Origin of the sequence: Paraglaciecola arctica BSs20135, assembly GCF_000314995.1 — a bacterium.
In the GTDB taxonomy this organism is placed as follows: Bacteria; Pseudomonadota; Gammaproteobacteria; order Enterobacterales; family Alteromonadaceae; genus Paraglaciecola; species Paraglaciecola arctica.
Genome location: NZ_BAEO01000037.1, coordinates 39,147 through 58,106, shown reverse-complemented (window position 1 = coordinate 58,106; position 18,960 = coordinate 39,147). Strand labels below are relative to the sequence as shown.

At 40.9% G+C, this 18,960-nt stretch carries 13 protein-coding genes; 8 read left to right on the top strand and 5 right to left on the bottom strand.

Translation table 11 applies throughout. From position 1 onward, the window contains the following. Window positions 1–425 precede the first annotated feature (425 nt). Both GARC_RS13240 and GARC_RS25975 read left to right on the top strand, forming a co-directional pair. Window positions 426–872 carry a MarR family winged helix-turn-helix transcriptional regulator gene (locus tag GARC_RS13240; RefSeq protein WP_161603932.1) on the top strand — a complete coding sequence of 149 codons (447 nt, stop codon included), beginning with the start codon at window positions 426–428 and terminating at the stop codon, window positions 870–872. A gap of 1 nt (window position 873) precedes the next feature. Next, entirely contained in the window at window positions 874–1,995 is a 1,122-nt protein-coding gene (locus GARC_RS25975; RefSeq protein ID WP_007620881.1) for a pectin acetylesterase-family hydrolase, read from the top strand. Between the two features lie 53 nt (window positions 1,996–2,048). Here GARC_RS25975 and GARC_RS13230 read toward each other — a convergent pair whose 3' ends face one another. From GARC_RS13230 to GARC_RS13220, 3 genes are all read right to left on the bottom strand, one after another. Then, the gene (locus tag GARC_RS13230) at window positions 2,049–5,216 is read right to left on the bottom strand and encodes an efflux RND transporter permease subunit (RefSeq protein ID WP_007620878.1); all 3,168 of its coding nucleotides are present in this window, start codon (window positions 5,214–5,216) and stop codon (window positions 2,049–2,051) included. Between the two features lie 14 nt (window positions 5,217–5,230). Next, the gene (locus GARC_RS13225) at window positions 5,231–6,343 is read right to left on the bottom strand and encodes an efflux RND transporter periplasmic adaptor subunit (RefSeq protein ID WP_007620876.1); all 1,113 of its coding nucleotides are present in this window, start codon (window positions 6,341–6,343) and stop codon (window positions 5,231–5,233) included. 133 nt (window positions 6,344–6,476) lie between these two features. Next, window positions 6,477–7,955, bottom strand: a complete 1,479-nt coding sequence (locus GARC_RS13220; protein ID WP_007620874.1) for a metallophosphoesterase family protein — start codon at window positions 7,953–7,955, stop codon at window positions 6,477–6,479. 338 nt (window positions 7,956–8,293) lie between these two features. Between GARC_RS13220 and GARC_RS13215 the strand changes: the two genes are divergently transcribed. The 6 genes from GARC_RS13215 to GARC_RS25970 all read left to right on the top strand — a co-directional run bounded on the left by GARC_RS13215 (window position 8,294) and on the right by GARC_RS25970 (window position 16,139). Next, window positions 8,294–10,966, top strand: a complete 2,673-nt coding sequence (locus GARC_RS13215; RefSeq protein ID WP_007620872.1) for an ATP-binding protein — start codon at window positions 8,294–8,296, stop codon at window positions 10,964–10,966. An 11-nt stretch (window positions 10,967–10,977) separates the two neighbouring features. Then, a complete protein-coding gene (locus GARC_RS13210; protein ID WP_007620870.1) occupies window positions 10,978–11,799 on the top strand; it encodes an MBL fold metallo-hydrolase in 822 nt (273 codons plus the stop codon). Between the two features lie 30 nt (window positions 11,800–11,829). Continuing rightward, entirely contained in the window at window positions 11,830–12,243 is a 414-nt protein-coding gene (locus tag GARC_RS13205) for a VOC family protein (RefSeq protein ID WP_007620867.1), read from the top strand. Between the two features lie 165 nt (window positions 12,244–12,408). Next, on the top strand, window positions 12,409–12,888 hold the full coding sequence (locus GARC_RS13200; RefSeq protein WP_007620865.1) for a thioredoxin domain-containing protein: 480 nt from the start codon (window positions 12,409–12,411) through the stop codon (window positions 12,886–12,888). Window positions 12,889–13,034: 146 nt separating this feature from the next. Beyond that, complete coding sequence (locus tag GARC_RS13195; protein WP_007620862.1) at window positions 13,035–14,333, top strand: ribonuclease J; 1,299 nt, start codon at window positions 13,035–13,037, stop codon at window positions 14,331–14,333. A 315-nt stretch (window positions 14,334–14,648) separates the two neighbouring features. Continuing rightward, on the top strand, window positions 14,649–16,139 hold the full coding sequence (locus GARC_RS25970) for a pentapeptide repeat-containing protein (RefSeq protein WP_052151506.1): 1,491 nt from the start codon (window positions 14,649–14,651) through the stop codon (window positions 16,137–16,139). 264 nt (window positions 16,140–16,403) lie between these two features. On the opposite strand, the gene sodC is transcribed toward GARC_RS25970, so the two are convergent. Together sodC and GARC_RS13175 are read right to left on the bottom strand one after the other, a co-directional pair. Continuing rightward, window positions 16,404–16,940: a superoxide dismutase family protein gene (gene sodC / locus GARC_RS13185; RefSeq protein WP_007620849.1), complete on the bottom strand. Its 537-nt coding sequence runs from the start codon at window positions 16,938–16,940 to the stop codon at window positions 16,404–16,406. 716 nt (window positions 16,941–17,656) lie between these two features. Beyond that, on the bottom strand, window positions 17,657–18,820 hold the full coding sequence (locus tag GARC_RS13175) for a porin family protein (protein ID WP_007620844.1): 1,164 nt from the start codon (window positions 18,818–18,820) through the stop codon (window positions 17,657–17,659). Window positions 18,821–18,960 lie beyond the last annotated feature (140 nt).

The following is an 18,960-nucleotide window of genomic DNA, read 5'->3' as shown; positions in this document are numbered from 1 at the left end:
CATGTCTAGGCTAATACTTTGGGTATCTTGGGAAACCGCATCTGTTGAAAGCAAAAATGTAGCTAACAGGTGTTCATGCATTAAGTTAGTTTCTCTCTTTTGATTACGTCTTTGTTAAACAGACTTTCCCCTATGCCGTTTAACGTTTGCTCCACATTCTGTTAATCATATTGCAATCGTTTGTTATTGAATGCAAATACATTTAATTGTATGCTTTTGCTGTGTATATTTGCGTCACGTTGAAATAATATGAGCTTAGATGTATAGGAGTGTTTAGTGTTTATCTATGATTGATGTTTACAAAACACGACTTACTTTCCGTGTCTCGCTATTATTTGGAGGATACTGTTATATCGAATCTCGTAAAATTTAATTCACCGCAGAGAAAATCACCTAAAGATCTGCTGATTAGAAAACCTCTAAATTTGGCCGAATATTTACCATATCGTGTTTTTAAGCTTACTCGGGATCTTGCATTTCGCGGTAAAGTTGAGGTTAACGATATCTCGGTCAGTATGCGAGACTGGAGAACTTTAGCCCTTCTTGCTGCCACTGGACCAAAAACTAATAAGGAGTTAGCCAATGAAATTGGCCTAGATTCTACGACTATTTCTCGCGCAGTAAAACATTTAAAGAATGTTGGGTTAATTGACGTGAGACGCTCAAAGCGTGATCGTCGGACTCAACTCATAGTGTTGACACAAAAAGGTGCCGATACTCATGATGCCTTGTCACCTGAACGTAAACGTTTTGCCGAAGAAATAGAGTCTTGCCTGACAAAAAAAGAACGAGATGGATTGTATTTAGCTCTAGATAAAATTGATACTTTTTTTGCCGAACAACGAATTGAACACGATGAATGGGAATCCTAATATGTTTTTACTAAATTTTCGACGAGTAGCACTCTTGAGTTGCTTTTGTTTAACCTTGTCTTTACACAGTTTCTCTGCTTTTTCTGCCGAGGCGCTGGACAAAACAACCAAGACTAAAGCTGGATCTACTTGGCAGGTAGTTGAGCCTGGTGGGGATACGCAGTGTTCTGATGGTAGTCCCTATAAATTTCATGTTAAGCCAGGTAAAACAGACAAACTTTTTGTTTTTCTAAATGGTGGTGGGGCGTGTTGGAATGCACAAACCTGTGACGCCCGAGCAGAAAGAAAAGCTTATGTTCCTAGAGCTGACGTTGCACATAATGATCCCAGCCAGCATAACGGTATTTTCGACCTAGATAACCCCGAAAACCCCGTTAAAGATTGGAGCATGGTTTTTGCCCCTTATTGTACCGGTGATGTGCATTTAGGCTCAGCAGAACGTAAATATGTCGCCGCTGATAAACATGAATTCGACATACAACATGCGGGTGCGGCAAACACTCAAGCTGTTTTACAATGGATCGAGGACAACATGTCACCAGAAAAAGTGGTGATTGCAGGGGCTAGCGCCGGTGCTTTGGCTGCACCAATATATGCTGGACGTGCCGCTACCATGTTTCCCAATGCAGAAGTGCTTAGCTTTGCTGACGGCGCGGCAGGATACCGGTCAGACCAAGTGCCGAAAATTTTAGAACAATGGTCGGTTTTTAGTCCTTTAGATAAAAACAAATACGCTGGTTTTCAGAAAGAATTAAAGAGTTTCTATTCGTTTTATGGGGTTGAAGACAAACATCATCCTAAGATCAGTTTTGCACTTTATGATAGCGCTGAAGATAAAGTCCAGGTTATGTTTAAAAAAATGTTAGGAGACACTGATGTACTTGTTGATGCTATTGGCCAAACATACAAGTCATTAAGCAGTCAGGTTGCACCATTGACTTATTATTTAGCAAGTGGGGATATACATACTATTCTGCGCTTTAAGCATTTTTATTCGACAGAAATAGATGGAATAAGGTTTGTGGACTGGTTTAACAAGCTGTTAAATAGTCGTTTTCCCGATGTTGTTGATTGTCGTGTTTCACCTGAAAAGTGTCAGGCTGATACTGTTACGAAACCATAAAGAATAAAAAAGTGGCTGTATCAAACAGCCACTTTTATCTTGATCAGATTACACTATTCAGCGACTTTTACCGGTACACATCCATTTTCATCAAGCTTTTGGCCCTTGACGAACATTGATAATCTTCTACAGAGTACGTAAAAAACTGGGGTAAATAGCAGGCCAAAGAAAGTCACTCCTAACATGCCACTAAAAACTGTTACGCCTAATGCTTGACGCATTTCTGCACCCGCGCCTGTGGCGATAGCGAGTGGGATAACACCAAGAATAAAGGCGAAAGACGTCATAAGAATAGGGCGTAGTCTTAGTTTTGCAGCTTCAACCGCAGCCTCGTAAAGAGGGCTGCCTTGTTGCTCTAGATGGCGGGCAAACTCAACAATTAAAATCGCATTTTTGCTGGCAAGCCCCACTAAAACAATCAAGCCCACTTGAGTCAGAATATTATTATCCATACCCATTAGCCACACACCTGTAATCGCGCTGAGCAGACACATGGGTACTATTAATATAACCGCCAAAGGTAAGGTCCAGCTTTCGTATAATGCAACTAATAACAAGAACACAAATACCACTGCCATGACAAAGGCAATGATCGCTGAGTTACCGGCTATTTGCTGTTGGTAGGCCAGTTCTGTCCATTCAAAGCTAATACCATCAGGTAATATTTCTGCAGCGAGCTTTTCCATACTGGCAATAGCTTCACCTGAGCTAAATCCAGGTGCGGCGGTACCCAATAAGTCAGCGGCGGGATATAAATTGTATCTAGGCACTCGTGACGGACCTGATTGGTACTTGAAAGTCACCACTGAGCTAAGAGGCACCATATCACCAGAGAAGTTCTTCACTCGAATGCGGCCAATATCATCAGGTGTCATTCTAAAAGGCGAATCGGCTTGGGCTGTTACTCTAAAGGTTCTTCCTAGGTAACTAAAATCATTAACAAAAGCGCTACCTAAATAGATTTCTAAGGCACTAAATACCTCTGATACTGGCACCCCTAAACGTTCAACGCGCTCTCGGTCTATATCCACATAAAGTTGTGGTGTATTGGTTTCAAATAAACTAAAAACAGATTGAGTCGCAGGGGCTTGATTGGCTGCACCTGCCAATTGCCACATAGCTTGTTCTAAAACAGGTAGGCCACGACCGGCTCTGTCTTCTATCATCATTTTAAAGCCTCCACCATTACCAATACCACGCACTGCTGGAGGTGGAATGACCACTACAAAGGCTTCTTTGATTTGTGCCATTTGATTGCGGACTTCAGCTAATATTTGCTCGAAAGTTAAACCTTTCGCTGAGCGATCGTCAAAGTAGTCCATCATAGTGAATATGGCAGCAGAATTAGACGCATTAGTAAAAGTAGCACCAGAAAATCCTGCAAAACCTACAGAGGTTCGAATGCCGTCAATTTTTAATAACCTGCCTACAGCATCTTTTACTACATCATCGGTGCGCGACAAAGAGGCGCCAGCGGGCAATTGAATACTAACAATTAAGTAGCCTTGATCTTGCGCTGGTATAAAACCTTGGGGCACAGAAGTGAATAAATACCCAGCCAAAACCATTAGCCCTACATAGACTAAAGACATCAACGCACCTAATCGAATTAACTGGGTAGTTAATCTTCCGTATAACTGAGACGTTTTGTCCATCAAGCGGTTAAAAGCATCACCTAGTCGCGTTAATAAACCCGGTTTATCCTTTGCTGGTTTATGGGGCTTAAGCAACACAGCTGATAGGGCGGGACTTAGGATTAAGGATACCGCCACAGAAATAATTGTGGCTACGGCTATGGTGATACCAAATTGGCTATAAAATTGCCCTGAAATACCGCCCACAAAAGCGGTGGGCAAAAATACTGCGACCAACACCAAACCAATGGCCATAACTGCGCCACCCACTTCGCGCATAGTTTCTCGCGCAGCTTGCATCGGCTTCTGGCCTTGGGATAACAGACGCTCCATGTTTTCCACTACCACTATGGCGTCATCAACCACTATGCCTATGGCTAGCACTAAACCAAATAAGGTAAGGTTATTCAGTGAAAAGCCTAGTGCACTCATCACTGCAAATGTACCTATTAGTGAAACCGGTATAGCGAAAATGGGAATAACGGCCGCTCGCCAGTTTTGTAAAAATACTAGGATCACTAATACCACTAAGCCTATAGCTTCGTAGATGGTGACTTCAACCGCATCAATTGATTGACTAATAAACTCAGTAGGATTGTAAGCTATGTCGTAGGCCAAATCTGGTGGGAAACTGGCAGATAACTCTTCCATAATGCTACGAATGGTTGCTGCCGTTTCTAAGGCATTAGTACCGGGGCGCTGAAATATAGGCATTGCCACGGCTTTTTTATCACCTAAATAGCCTCTAGTAGCATAACTCTCGGCCCCTAGCTCAACTCTACCTACGTCTTTAAAGCGTACTATTCTGCCTTCGGTATTTTTAATAATGACATTATTAAATTGTTCTGGCTCAATTAAGCGACCTTTAGTTTGTACACTTAATTCAAATGCAGTCTGACCTTGGGTGATAGGTGACTTATTTAGGGTTCCACTGGCGACTTGGATATTTTGACCTTGTAACGCGCTAATCACTTCACCTGCGGTCATACCGATAGAGGCGACACGATCTGGATCAAGCCAAACCCGCATAGAATACTGACTGGCTCCAAATACTAAAATGTTACCTACACCTTGAACACGTGCTAATTGGTCACGCACTTGTAAGGTCACATAGTTAGCAATGTAGGTTTGATCGTAGGTGCCATTTGGCGAAAACATATTCACCACTAACATCAAGTCAGGTGAATTTTTAATAGTAGTGACACCAATGCGTCGAACTGGCTCTGGTAGGCGTGGTTCAGCTATAGCGACGCGGTTTTGCACTTGCACTTGAGCCGTGTCTAAATCGGTACCTAATTTAAAGGTAACTGTGATAGTGACATTACCGTCTGCAGTAGATTGCGAAGAGATATACAGCATGTTTTCCACGCCATTTATCTGTTGTTCCAGTGGCGTGGCCACTGTTTGTGCGGCTATTTCGGCATTGGCGCCTGGATAGGAAGCTGTTACTTGTATAGTAGGCGGTGCAACTTGTGGGTATTGTTCAATAGGTAATATTTGGTACGCAAGACTACCTATTATCAGTACTATTATGGCTAAAACAGAAGCAAATTTGGGTCTAGATATAAAAAACTGCGAGAAGTTCATTTGGCTATTTCCAGTTAGTAGCTGTATTGGCTAGTAAGGTCGACTTGTTTTGGTGACACTAAAGCACCTGGTCTGGCTCGCATCATGCCATTCACTATTACATTGTCTTCGGCGCTTAAACCTTCAGTAATAATTCGTAACTCTTGAGTGTATAATTCACCTAATGAGACAAATTTTCTGTCAATTTTATTTTCACTATTCACAACGTACACAAATTTACGTGACTGATCTGTACCGATACTGGTATCAGGTACTAAGATAACTGAAACATTTTCTTGAGATAACAAACGCATACGACCAAAAAAACCGGGCAAAATAAAGCCACCTGGATTATCTAAAATAGCTCTACCTTGTATAGTACCTGTGCCTGAGTCTATCTGGTTATCAACAAAGTCCATGACACCTAAATGCCTAAACTCTTCTTCATCTTGCAAGCGCACTTGCACAGGATTGGATTTTGTACGTGAGCTTTCACGTTTGTCAGACTGACTTAAGCGTATATATTTTAAAAGATCCCTTTCTCCCGCATCAAAATAGAAGTGAATAGGATCCACTGATACAACTGTGGTAAGCAATGTTGCGCCTGATGCGCCACCTGTTACAAGATTACCCACGTTCACAAAATCCCTTGAAACGACCCCATCTATAGGTGATTTAATCTCAGTGAACTCCATATCCAGTTTGGCATTTTCAAGGGCTGCCCAAGCGAGATCAAATTCATTGACCCTGCGATCTACTTCTTCTTGCGACAGCGAATTTTTGCTACGTAAGTCTTTACCTCTTTCCAATTCTTTTTTGGCTAATTCGAACCTAGACTCCGCGCTTTTAAGGGCAATTTTGAATGAACGTTGGTCTATCACATATAACACTTCGTCTTTTTTGACGGCTTGACCGTCTTTAAAATTGGTTTTTTGTAAATATCCACTGACTCGTGCCCGTATTTCCACATGGTTAACCGCGGCAAATCTGCCGGTGTATTCGTCCCACTGAGTGATGACTGTTTGAATGGGATGACTAATATCTACTTCAGGCGCTGGTTTTTGTTGCATTTGCAATTCAGGATCAGAGCAGCCAGTTAATATTAAAATTGATAGAAAAAGTAAATGGCTAGGCGTAATTAAGCGCATCACATGAGGTCCTTAAATTATTTTAAAAAACGGAAAGAAAGTAACTATTATGCTTGGAAGAACAAGCAACGAGGTATAGAACGTATTGTATCGGTAAATCTTTCGCCAAACACGTTCTAATCCTTATAACTTATTATTTTAAAGTCATCGTAAAAGCCTGTTTAAAGTCTTTAACAGGCAGTCGCTCACTGTCTTGTTGTCGAATACGCCATGCTTGCACTGACATGCCTACGCTTGCTGTATTTTTGTGAAAACTTACTGTCATAAAATGTTCGCGCGTGCGTTCTTTCCAGTAGGCCGATAAAGGGAAACCTTTTCTGGTATGTACATTAAAGTTTTTATCGTATTGCACAGCTTGTGGTTCAAATTCTGGGATGTCGATGACTGCTGGGTCAGGAAAGTGTTTAGGAGTGGTTTTGGCTTTATCAGAAGCCAAACTGTTTAACCCAGTTAAGTTCGACATAGGCGACGACACTACTTCAATCAATCTGCCGCCTTGAGCCCCCATTTTAACCTGCGCAATGCGACCAAAATGCACGTCACCCGACATAACTACTATGTCATGGCCTGAACTGGCCATGGCAGTAATCAGCTGTGAATATTGTTTTTTGAAACTCAAGAGATTGCGTTCCAGCTTATTTTTTTCTGCTAGTAATACTTGTGGGATCACCAACACCCCAGGTTTATCTAATCCTTCTGTCCAGCTAAGCATTGTATCAAAGCCTTGTTTATCGATAAATTGCGTTTTACTGCGATATGAGCGTAAATCAGCTACACAAAAAGAAAGGTCGGTGCCGATTTCAAAAGTATCAACCTTGCTACTTTGTTGTACCTTTAACACGCCATCACGGGATGCGCCTTTCCAGGCATTGCGAATTTTTTTTATTTTTAACATGAACAGAGTAGGTAACAAGCCGTCGTAAAACGGATAATCATTCCAAAACTCATGGTCATCTGGCAACATCCAGGTGCCGCCTCGGGCTAATATACTACCTAGTACTTGCCAATGTTTGGCGTAGTCTTCCGCCACTCGCTGACGTACTTCATTAGTCAGTGGTGACAGTGAATCTAGTCCTATATCTAAATACACTTGATCGCCCACCATAAATTTAATGTCAGGCCTAACTGATTCATCGCCACGTTCGTACAAAGCTTTAAATGCACGAGCAGCCTGACCACAATCGCGATGCTCGTAAAAACAACTACTCAGCGCCACAGTAAAGGCCTTGTTTTTATTAGTTGGTAGCCCTGAAGGTAAAGTCGAAAATGTACCACTGCGTAACCGTTGCCATTGATTTTGACCTTCATGCTCTTTGCCTTCTAAGCGTTGATAAAATTCCACAGTGTAGCTTTGCCCAGCTTGTAGGCCTGATATCAAACGGGTGTCATAAAAACGCTGACTTAACCTACTGAAAGGACGTTGCCATTGGTCTAGCGTGATATCTTCTCGACTGATTTCATTGCCATCTAAGCTCACAATTAACCTCGCTAATTGAGGTTTTCGCAATGTTCCAAACAAAGTACCCGCCCAAAGTACCACTGATGTTTGAGTGACCTTGTGAATTACCAGACTCCAGGTTGAGGTGTTGGTTGTAAAATCAACGATATTCATATAGCTATCCATGTTTTGTAGAAATCAATTAAGCATAGAAGGTGATTTTGGTTTTGGTAGTTTTTAATATCTTTGACGAATTTAGGGAAGCTTATAATGTGCGGCTAAAACGATTACCCTTAAGTTCATTAGTTTTGAAGCACTGCCTATTAAAGTGATAAAAATGTGAGCAAATACATTTAGCTAGAGATTTATACTTTAAACTGAATAGTCGAAAATGCTAAAAATCACCTAAATGTGCTAGCCTCAGGTTTGCTTGAACCACCGGTTTTGATTTGGTGACTGTAGACCTTCTGGCATTAGTAATTAACACTTCCTCCGTAAATCGAGAATATTTTGTGAAATCACGCTTACACAAAGGTAAACAACTAATTTGGACTCCACTGCAAAGAAAGATATTTTTGCTGGTGGTGAGTTTGTTTACTTTGGTATTTTCTTTGACCTTAGTCAGTATCTATCAGGCAGCCTATAACCAAGCCGAACGTGAATTTGTTGCTCGCTTAAACGTGGGCAAAAATGTATTTATGAATGAAGTGGTTATCGCTAAACAACATCTGGATTCAAGCGTAGAAACCATCGCCAAAGACTGGGCGCTGCGCAGTGCAATAGGGCAGGGGGAGGATGCTGAGTCGATTAAAAGTGTGTTGTTTAATCATGGCAAGCGTATCAATGCTGATATAGCTTTAGTGTTGGATAAAACCTTTATGTTGATTGCCCAATATGGCGGAGAAGATCTCACCGTAGACAGGTTTTTGGCTCAAAATTTAGATACCAAACAACAAAATAAGCCATGGATTGCTATGGTTGGAAACGAACCTTTTATGATGTCGGCTGAGCCAATCAAAGCACCGGCTACTATAGGTTGGCTGTTGATGGGCAAGAAATTGGATCTTGCTTTTCTAGATAGAATAAAGTCCCTGATTTCACTGGACATCAATTTTTTGGTGGTAAGCGGCAATCAAAATCAACTACTTTTATCGACCCTAAACAATAGTGTAACGGTTCAACAAGAGCTGCAACAAGTGACAGGGCGTTTTGTTGCTCAAGGCGCAACAATTGATATGCATATTATGGGCTCAGAAGATTGGGTCGCCTTACCTTTTAGTATTTTTAATAACCAAGAGCAGCATTTTGTTGTGGTGCTGCAAGATTCAATCAGCGATTGGTTAAAAAGTCGCAATGTTTTTATGTTGGAGTTATTACCCTTTTTTATAGTAGGCATATTACTGGCGTTGTTGGGCTCATTTTTTATTGCTCGCAGTATCACGCGGCCAGTAGGACGTTTGTTACAAGCTGCTAAATTGGTGGCAAGTGGCAGTTATACTGACCAAATTGAAGTATCTGAAAAAAGTGAGTTGGGTGAATTAGCCCGGGAATTCAGCAGTATGCAAAGTGCTGTTATGGAGCGTGAGCAAAAAATAAAAGATCAAGCTGAAGAAATTCGCCAAACAAACACTATTAAATATCAAGTAGAAATTGCCCAAAAAGAGCAACAACTTGCTGCATCAGCGACAGATGCCAAAAGCCGTTTTCTGGCCAATGTCAGCCACGAAATTCGCACTCCTCTGAATTCTATTATTGGTTATTCAGAAATTTTAAGTGATGTGTATGCCAGTGAAGATGATAAAGCCAAAGCCATCTTGGCAGTTCATAATGGCGGGCAATATTTGCTCAATATTGTTAATGATGTATTAGATTTATCGAAAATTGAGGCGGGTAAAATTCAACTTGAAAAAGCCAACATCAGTTTGGTTGGCTTGTTGCAAGAAGTAACGGCTTACATGGAGGGGTTCGCTAGAGAAAAACATCTAAGCTTTAATCTTAAACTTAACTTTCCTTTACCCTATGAATTTAATTCAGACCCCACTAGGCTCAAACAAATTCTGCTGAATTTGTGTAATAACGCTATTAAGTTTACCCATCAAGGGCAGGTCGATTTGCAGGTTCATTGGGACAATTATAGGAAGCGTTTTATTTTTGTAGTATCGGATACTGGCCCGGGTATGAGCGATGAACAACAATTGCGTTTGTTTACTGCTTTTTCTCAAGGTAACCAATCAACTAGTCGAAAATACGGCGGCACAGGCTTAGGTTTGTATATTAGTAAACAACTAACAGAAATGCTCGGTGGGCATATCAAAGTCACCAGCCAAGAAGGTCAAGGAAGTCAGTTTGCGGTGTATATGCCTTATGTAGAAGCATCCAATAAACAAGTCATGATTAACCAAAATCAGGCAGATGCAGTATTACTCAGAGACGCTAAACCAGATGTCGCTATACCTGAATTAACAGGGCATATTTTATGTGCCGACGATAATGAAGATAATCGTCAACTGGTGGCGTATTTGTTGGCTAAAACAGGTGTGCAACTTACCTTAGTAGAAGACGGACAGCAGGCTCTAAATGCAACTAAAAATATCACATTTGATTTAGTCTTGATGGATATGCAAATGCCTGAAATGGATGGCTTACAAGCAACAACTATTCTTAAGCAACGAGGCTTTCAAGGGCCAATTATCATGCTGACGGCTAATGTTGATTCAAACAGTAAAAACAAGATGTTGGCAGCAGGCGCCAGTGCCCATTTTCCTAAACCTATAGATAGTGGACGTTTCTATATCATGTTGGCTGAGTACTTAGGTAAGGGAATCGCAATTGAAACAAAACACGATATAGTTGGCGATAATGTGTCTCAAAGCAAACCTCACAATACAGGTTCTGAGTTTGCACAATTAATTCAAAACTATCGGTTGAGTTTCAAAGACAAATTGACTGATATACAAGACGCTATTGAACAAAAAAACTGGAATCAAATTAAATCGCTTATGCACAAATTAAAAGGTTCGGCAGGAAGCTACGGCTTTCAAGAACTCAGCGATTTTGCTATTTTGGTGGAAGAACATATTGATGTAGGTAACCTCAAAGAAGCCAAGGAATACCTTGCTTCTATGCAAGCATGTATGCAGCAGCTGTATCGCGAAACCGAGCAGCCCAATTCAAAAACAGCCTAAAAGGAAGAGTTATGAAACAGCTGGTTTTTTGTGTGTGGTTCATTCTAAGTGGGCAACCTTTCGCATTGGCGCATCAAAGTTCTCTTACCTATGTTGCAAATGAAGCAGTATTAATAACAAGCGCGGATAAAAAAGTGTTGTTCGACCCGTTTTTTCATCAAGCTTTTGGTACCTACCAGCTAGTGCCTGAAGACATAAAACAGGCCATTTTTAGCGCAGCGCCACCTTTTGATAATTTAACCGCTATTATTATCAGCCATGCACACGGTGATCATTTCGCCGCTGATGAGGTGTTGAAATATTTGCAAAAATACCCAACAACCCAATTAATAGCGCCAGAACAAGCGGTGAAAGAACTTATGGCATTGGCTGGAGCAGAGCGAATACACCCTCAAGTAACTGGTATTCAATTAGCCTTTAATCAGCAACCTAAAACGATAGAAGTTGCTGGTTTACTGATTGATGCGGTGCGTATTCCTCATGCTGGTTGGCCTAGCCGCGCAGAAGTTGAGAATTTAGTTTTTAGAGTGACCTTAAAAAATCAAGACTCGTCTGTCACTGTGATGCACTTGGGCGATGCCGATCCGGATGATGCACACTTTCTACCTTACAAAGACCATTGGCAAAAACGTATAAGTGATACTGCATTACCACCTTACTGGTTCTATTTTTCTGCCGAGGGTAGGGATATTTTGACTGATATCCTCAACATAAAAAATAGTATTGGTATCCATGTGCCTGTTGAAATTCCCAATCAACTTAAATCTAGCGAAGAGGATTATTTTTCCAAGCCCGGTGAAATCCGCATACTTGAAGGTTCCCATAGGCATTAAATATAGAAATAACAAAAGGCAAATCCACAAATGAAGCAGTTAGTCCCCTATCTTAACTTTAACGGACAGTGCCAAGATGCATTACATTTTTATCAAAGTTGTTTTGGAAATGCAGAATTATCTATTCAAACCTTTGCTGATACCAGGGGGGAAGAGATGCCAAAAGAGATGCGAGATAAAGTGATGCACGCCGAATTTAAAACCGATGGTTTGCTTTTTATGGCCTCTGATGGACAAGTAGGTGGTGATTTTACTAAGGGTAATAATATGCATCTTAATGTGCAGTTAGATTCTGTTGAGGAACAAAGTGTGTTGTTCGAAAAATTGTCTGAGAATGGTTCCGTTACTATGCCTCTACAACAAACATTTTGGGATGCACGATTTGGTATGTTGACCGACAAATTTGGCATTCAATGGATGTTAAATGTGATGAAAACTGTGTAGTTATTATTACTATTGCGAGCAAACCGCAAAGAAAAATAGCTAACTAACCCGATTTCAAGTTAGCTATCCAGAACTCAGATTAACTAGATATAATGGCGTTTGTGTATTCTTATTTATCCCATTCTTAGGTAGTCTAGTGCCTTCAAAAAATACTAGGATATAAATATGAAGTCGCTTTTTTTGGCTCTTTTGGTGATAGTGTCGGTAAGCTGTAATTCGACAGAACAGCCCATAGCAAAATCTGAGCCTTTTACCGGCGTGATTTCGGCGAGTCAATTGATTGCAGAGTATCCACAATTTCGTGCCGCTTATGAGCAATACCAACCTAGCTCAGAAGAGATGGCAGCGGTAAAATCTTTATCAGGAAAATCTCTCATCGTATTATTTGGTACTTGGTGTCACGACAGTGAGCGTGAAGTACCTAGACTATTAAAACTATTGGATTTGTCTGGCGTTGAGTTACAAAGCTTATCGTTACACGGGGTAAATTATAACAAACAAGAACCTAATGATTTGCATCAGCAATATGTTCTAAAGTACTCACCAACTATTATTCTATTGCAAGGTGAAAATGAATTAGGTCGTATAGTTGAAAAGCCAGTGGCCAGTTTGGGTGAGGATTTAGCTGGTTTTGTTGCTGAGTAATCAAGCAACTTTTGTCCTGTAAGAAGCAGTGCTCCATTTCATTGTCTATTTATCTAAATTAGGAATTTATTATTCAGTCACTCACACCTAGCGCTAAAGATCTTTGGTTTCTGCCCTTAGGTGGAACCGGCGAAATAGGCATGAACATGAATCTGTATGGTCATTCTGGGCAGTGGTTGATGATAGATTGTGGTATTACCTTTAACAGTCCACTTTGTAGCGAAGCTGAAGCAAAAACTTCAGGGTTGCATAAACATGATGTTGTGGCTGCTGATCCTGCTTTTATCAGCCAGCGCAAAGAAAAGTTAGCGGGCATAGTGATTACTCACGCTCACGAAGACCATCTAGGAGCCTTGCCTTATTTATGGCGTCGCTTTAAATGCCCTGTTTACACTACCAAATACACTGCTGAAATTTTGCGTCGCAAGCTTGCTCGTGATGGTCAAGGTGACAACATACCTATTATCGAAATAGACAGTGGCGAGCGCGTCGATATTGGCGTGTTTAATGTGGAATGGATGCTGATTACCCATTCTTTACCTGAGCCTCACGCTTTTGTGATCAGAACGCCTGCAGGCAACGTTTTTCACACTGCAGACTGGAAAATTGACCTAGCCCCAGTGACAGATAAACCTTTCAATGCGGATGCATTTAAATCATTGGCTAAGGAAAACATCTTAGCTATGGTGTGTGACTCCACCAATGCTAATCGTGAAGGACACTCAGTATCCGAGCAACAATGTTATAAGGGATTAAAACAAGCCGTCGCCAACGCAAAAGGCCGAGTAGTAGTGGGATGTTTTAGCAGTAATATTGCTCGCTTAATTACCTTAGCAAAAATAGCTAAGGAAACGGGGCGCTACTTTGCGTTATTTGGTCGTTCGTTACAAAACACAGTAGGCGCCGCCAAAGCGACTGGGCATTGGCCAGATGATTTGCCAGTGCTTGATGCTTTTAATTGTGGATATTTATTACCACAAGAAGTGTTGGCGGTAGCAACAGGTAGTCAAGGCGAGCCCAGAGCCGCATTAAATCAATTAGCAAAAGACAGCTATCGCAATGTTTCGTTAGATGAGGGGGACCTAGTGATATTCAGCTCTATTGTTATCCCCGGTAACGAAGAGTCGATCGAAAACCTGCTTAAAGCCTACAAAGGCCGTAAAATTCATACCTTAATGGCTCACGAGTCAGAACTCCCTATCCATGCTTCAGGCCACCCATGTCAGGAAGAGCTCAAACAGATGTACCAATGGGTGCAGCCACAAATTGCTGTGCCTACTCACGGAGAAGCCGAGCATCTAGAAGCTAACGCAGAAATAGCCCGTTTGAGTCATGTGCCTAGTAGTCTTACGGGATTAAACGGCGACCTGTTTAAGTTGGCACCAGAAGTAGCCTTAGTTAAACAGGCTGTGCGGACAGGAAGAATTGCTTTGCAGCAATCTTAGATGTAGTGATTCATTTTCTAGGGAAACTTTTCTGCAAAAACGCGATTTTAGGCGTGAGTAACTATGACAAATTTGTGCTAACACCCCTTATTCAGGAAGTTTTTTTAAACTGGAATCACTCTTTTTGTAGCGGGAGTAGCTAAAAGCAAAAGAATTTGAACCAAAGATGACACCGACAATTAACTGAAAATCTAAACAAATGCGGATACAAAGAATACAACATCTTTGACAACTTCCCCCATCAAAACTTGCCTTTCCCATCCGCATTGTACACTATCACTAGAGATTAATTACTTACAAGGATCGCAGACTGTCGTGGCTAATAAAGAGGGTAAACTTTGTTTAGAGGGCGATCAGGCCATTGAACTTTGGCAGAAGGGAAAAGATATCTGGAATAAGTGGGTTGAGAACAATCCAATAGCCGACGTAGATTTTTCACAAGTGGATTTTGCACAATATAGAGATGGAGACGAGTCAAAAGTAGATTTTTCACAATTTCTTTTTCCTGTCGGAAATGTTTCCTTCAGTTTAGCCAAATTCGGACAAGGAAAGACGTACTTTATTGGCACCAAATTCGGGAAGGGGGACGTGTATTTTGATTGTGCCACCTTCGGGGATGGGGAAGTGCTCTTTGTAGGCGCTAAATTCGGTGAGGGGGATGTGCGCTTTGAAAATGCCATCTTCGGGAAAACTGAAGTGAATTTTACTAATGCCACCTTCGAAAACGGGGTGGTGGATTTCAATATAGCTACCTTTGGGGGGAAGGTGTGTTTTGACAAAGCTAATTTCGGGAAAGGAATCGTTACTTTTAATAAAACCAACTTTGGGGTGGGTGGAGTGTCATTTTTGGGTGGCCGATTTGGAACAGGAAATGTTGATTTTAGCGGCGTCAATTTTGGGGAGGGGGACGTAGACTTTAGTTCTGCTATATTCGATAAAGTGAATATATCCTTTGAGAATACCAAATTTGGAAAAGGAAACGTGTCCTTTGTCAATACTACGTTTCAAGGGCGCAACTTGAATTTTAATCGTGCCAACTTTGGGGAAGGGAACGTTTACTTTGATGAGGCATCATTTGATAGCGGGTTAGTGTTATTTACAAGCATAATCTCTACTGGTATGTTTTCTTTCACTGATGTGCACGGAATTGTTAATGTCGATTTTCGAAATGCTACATTTTCCGGTGCTGTCAGTATAGCTAATGTTTCATTTTGTGGAGTATTGGATTTAGTAAATACAAAACTATCACACCAGATATCCTTGCAAAATTTGAAAATCATACTCTGCAGGGAGCGCTATTGGTTAGTCTTTAAAATAGCTACTGATGCAGGTGACGCTGAACGTCTAAATAGATTAAAAGAATTGGCGGAAATCAATAAACAACATCAACAAGCCTTACGATACAACGCAGACGAGCAAAGAGCCAGACGCTGGCATGATATGAGTAAAGCCGCATCACTACTGGACATGACCTTTTCTGCTATGTGTAATTATGGTCAAAGTATTTTACGGCCATTTGTTCTTTTATTATCATTTATGGTGATTTTTACCGTGCCATATACTTTACAGTCTGACTCACTTGAATTTTCTGTGAATTACAATTCTGAAATGATGTTTTTTTCTGCTGCCAACAGTCTACCCGCTCTAACCTCAGCTCGAAAAGCTAGTGAAAATGGAATGAAACAAATTTTCGTTGGGCAAAACGCGCTAGCGCCGATTTACGCAATAATGATGCTGCAGGGTATTGTATCTGCTATTTTGCTTTTTTTAATTGGCTTGGGACTGCGTAATCGCTTTAGAATTTGATTTCAGAAAAACTAAAGAAAACACCCATTTTAAAAAAGTAGCAAAAACACGGCTTGGATTCTAATTGGATATTTTATAACTATGGGTGTCTAAGCAGAGGTCGTTAACTACAGAGTTCGAACAACATTTCAGTACCGCAGTAGGTAGTGAATCTATGCACAACACCAAAAATTTAAAACAACAAAAGCGACTAAATTGCCGCTTTTTCATATTGATTTGGCAGTGTTACAAGTACCGCTACTTAAATTAACTTAGCGTGACATGTTACTTATGAATAACACCGCATGCTACTCGATCGCCACCACCGCCCAATGGTTTAGGCGAATCTGAATAGTTATCACCACCAGCGTGGATCATAATCGCCCGGCCTTTAATATCGTCAAGTTCAATCTCAGGAGCAAAAAACGCTTGAGTCGCTTTGCCATTCTCATCTACAAACAAAGTCGGTAAATCCCCTTCGTGGCCTTCTTCAGACCAAGGCACACTGTGTTTACCGGTATTTTCTGGGTCAAAATGCCCGCCCGCAGCACCGCCTAAAACATTTTTACCGTCTTTGATGGCAGCAGAACAATCTCCATTCTGATGTATATGAAAGCCATGAATGCCTGGTGTTAAACCTGATAGATTTGGTGTGAACACCACACCATCATCGTCATAATCACTGACCATAATACTGCCAATGCTTTGACCACTTTGCAGGTCGTTCATCGTCACTGTTTGTCCTTTGTCACTCGCAAAACTTACTGCGCTTAATGCCAAAGAAATTGAGCCTAGAAATGCAGTTACTAAATATTTATTCATAATGTTCTCCGTAGTCGTTGCGATCGTTACACCGCGAACTTAGGGTGATAAAAAACTTTGTCGATTTATAAGAAGCATAAAGCGCACCAAAAGGAGCGAGTGTGATTTATTGGTCCTAGAATGATATTTTCATTGGGCTGACAAAGAGTTTTTGAATGAAATTCCTCTCGGTATTTTATAGATAAAGAGTGTTTAAATTTTTAAGAGTGTAATTATTACCCATAGCCTGTAACAAAATATCGCAGGCACAACCCAATTCTTACTCAGCTTGGTAAATTGTTCAAACCGACTTCAAATTTAGTTCTCTATAGGTGGTGCTAAGTTACTGATATAGTAGAGTAAACCAGTTAGGGTTTATCGAGTTGTCTTGATAATACAACGTTATCTTTTAAAAACATTGTCACCCTCTTATCTAGACACCCAAAATATTAAAATACCCAATATCAGCAGAGTTTTGCTACTTTTTCAAAATTTGGGCATCTTTAGCTCTGAATACGTAAAGTTGCTCTTTGAGATTGAGTCATTGGCTAATGAATGGGTACAAGAAGATACTGGCTTTACTATTAAACTGTGGCCAATATTACTTACAGCGAGTAAATGGCGCAGTTCACAAACATCGTAAGTGAGCGATAAAAAAAACGCGCCTTGATGATCAAAGCGCGTTAGTCGACCCAATAAAATTAACTCGTCATGTCGTTTAGGGCAACATCATCTTGTTAAAAACTTAGTGCTGCACCTACACTAATAGCCTGATTTTTAATCTCCCCACCTTCGTGGTTTTCAGCATTAATGTTCGAATACTCTGCTGATAGTGTCACCATGCTCCACAATGTGTGGTACACACCAACTGTAACTTTACTTTGTTGTTTCACTTGAATGGAGGTGTCTTGTGGGGCTAATTCAACATTAGAAATACCATAATTAATACCTAACTTAGTATTATCCCATTTATGCGTAGCTTGTAGAAAATATCCATCGCTGTCTCTTGGATTAGCCGCACTGTCAGAACCGTCAATTAACAGCCCGTAGTATCCTAAACCATCGGCTGAAAACCCTGATGCTAACAAACTAGTATCGCCGATATTGTAAACAAGAGTAAGGTCTACACCACTAGCATTGTAGTCGTTTAATGCGGTGTCTACACTTTGTGACAAAAAGGTAGTCGACACAAATCCACTGTCAAAATCGTACCTTAATTTACCATGGACACCAGGCGTTTTAGAGCCACTATCGCCGACAAAACCATTACCACCGAAGGTGACAGGATCAAGAGGTTGAAAAACACCAATTGCGGCACTAATGCCGTCTTTAGCAAAGGAATAAGTGAGTTGTGATAAACGGTCGGTAAAGATATAACCGTATCCTGCGCCACCTAAACTGGTATTTAATGGTGTAGTCACTAAGGCAGGGGCTCCCACGCCTCCTAAGGATATATCTTGTAAAACAATGTCTATCCCAAAAACACCGTAATCACGACCCGCTTTAAAGGTCCCTATGTCGCTGTTCCCGACCGTGAAAAACGCGCGATACGCTTTATTGTCACCGCCACCATTAAACGCGCTGTTATCAGTATTACCCGGCTCGTAAGCAAATACGGCTTTAATATCCACACCATTTTTTTGAGTGGCGGCGCTAAATTGAAAACTAGCGGGACTATAACCATTAGAAACAGATGTCGCGTCGTCGCCGCTGCATAACAATGCATTGCCGGCCACGTTATCAGGATTATCATCACAGTTAACAGACACAAGATGGGTATTTACGTAGCCGTTAAACCCAAACGTATACCCTTTACTTTCAATTTCTACTGCCTGTGCAGCAGCGATTGAAAATATAGCGCTTGTAAGTACCGATATTTTAAATTTATTCATATTATTCATGTGTTTACCTTAATTTTATAAGTGCTTTCATCGTCTTTTATCAAGCCAAACTGTGTGCTAAATCATAAATTTTAGGCACAAAGAACCCTGAACAGGCGTTTAGCCTATTCAAAATGCGATGATTAATTATGTGCGGGGCA

Excerpts from the sequence above, each read along its gene's own strand:
- GARC_RS25975 (WP_007620881.1), top strand. The coding sequence starts at position 874 with ATGTTTTTACTAAATTTTCGACGAGTAGCACTCTTGAGTTGCTTTTGT.
- GARC_RS13230 (WP_007620878.1), bottom strand. The coding sequence starts at position 5,216 with ATGAACTTCTCGCAGTTTTTTATATCTAGACCCAAATTTGCTTCTGTT.
- GARC_RS13225 (WP_007620876.1), bottom strand. The coding sequence starts at position 6,343 with ATGCGCTTAATTACGCCTAGCCATTTACTTTTTCTATCAATTTTAATA.
- GARC_RS13220 (WP_007620874.1), bottom strand. The coding sequence starts at position 7,955 with ATGAATATCGTTGATTTTACAACCAACACCTCAACCTGGAGTCTGGTA.
- GARC_RS13210 (WP_007620870.1), top strand. The coding sequence starts at position 10,978 with ATGAAACAGCTGGTTTTTTGTGTGTGGTTCATTCTAAGTGGGCAACCT.
- GARC_RS13205 (WP_007620867.1), top strand. The coding sequence starts at position 11,830 with ATGAAGCAGTTAGTCCCCTATCTTAACTTTAACGGACAGTGCCAAGAT.
- GARC_RS13200 (WP_007620865.1), top strand. The coding sequence starts at position 12,409 with ATGAAGTCGCTTTTTTTGGCTCTTTTGGTGATAGTGTCGGTAAGCTGT.
- GARC_RS13195 (WP_007620862.1), top strand. The coding sequence starts at position 13,035 with ATGAATCTGTATGGTCATTCTGGGCAGTGGTTGATGATAGATTGTGGT.
- sodC (WP_007620849.1), bottom strand. The coding sequence starts at position 16,940 with ATGAATAAATATTTAGTAACTGCATTTCTAGGCTCAATTTCTTTGGCA.
- GARC_RS13175 (WP_007620844.1), bottom strand. The coding sequence starts at position 18,820 with ATGAATAATATGAATAAATTTAAAATATCGGTACTTACAAGCGCTATA.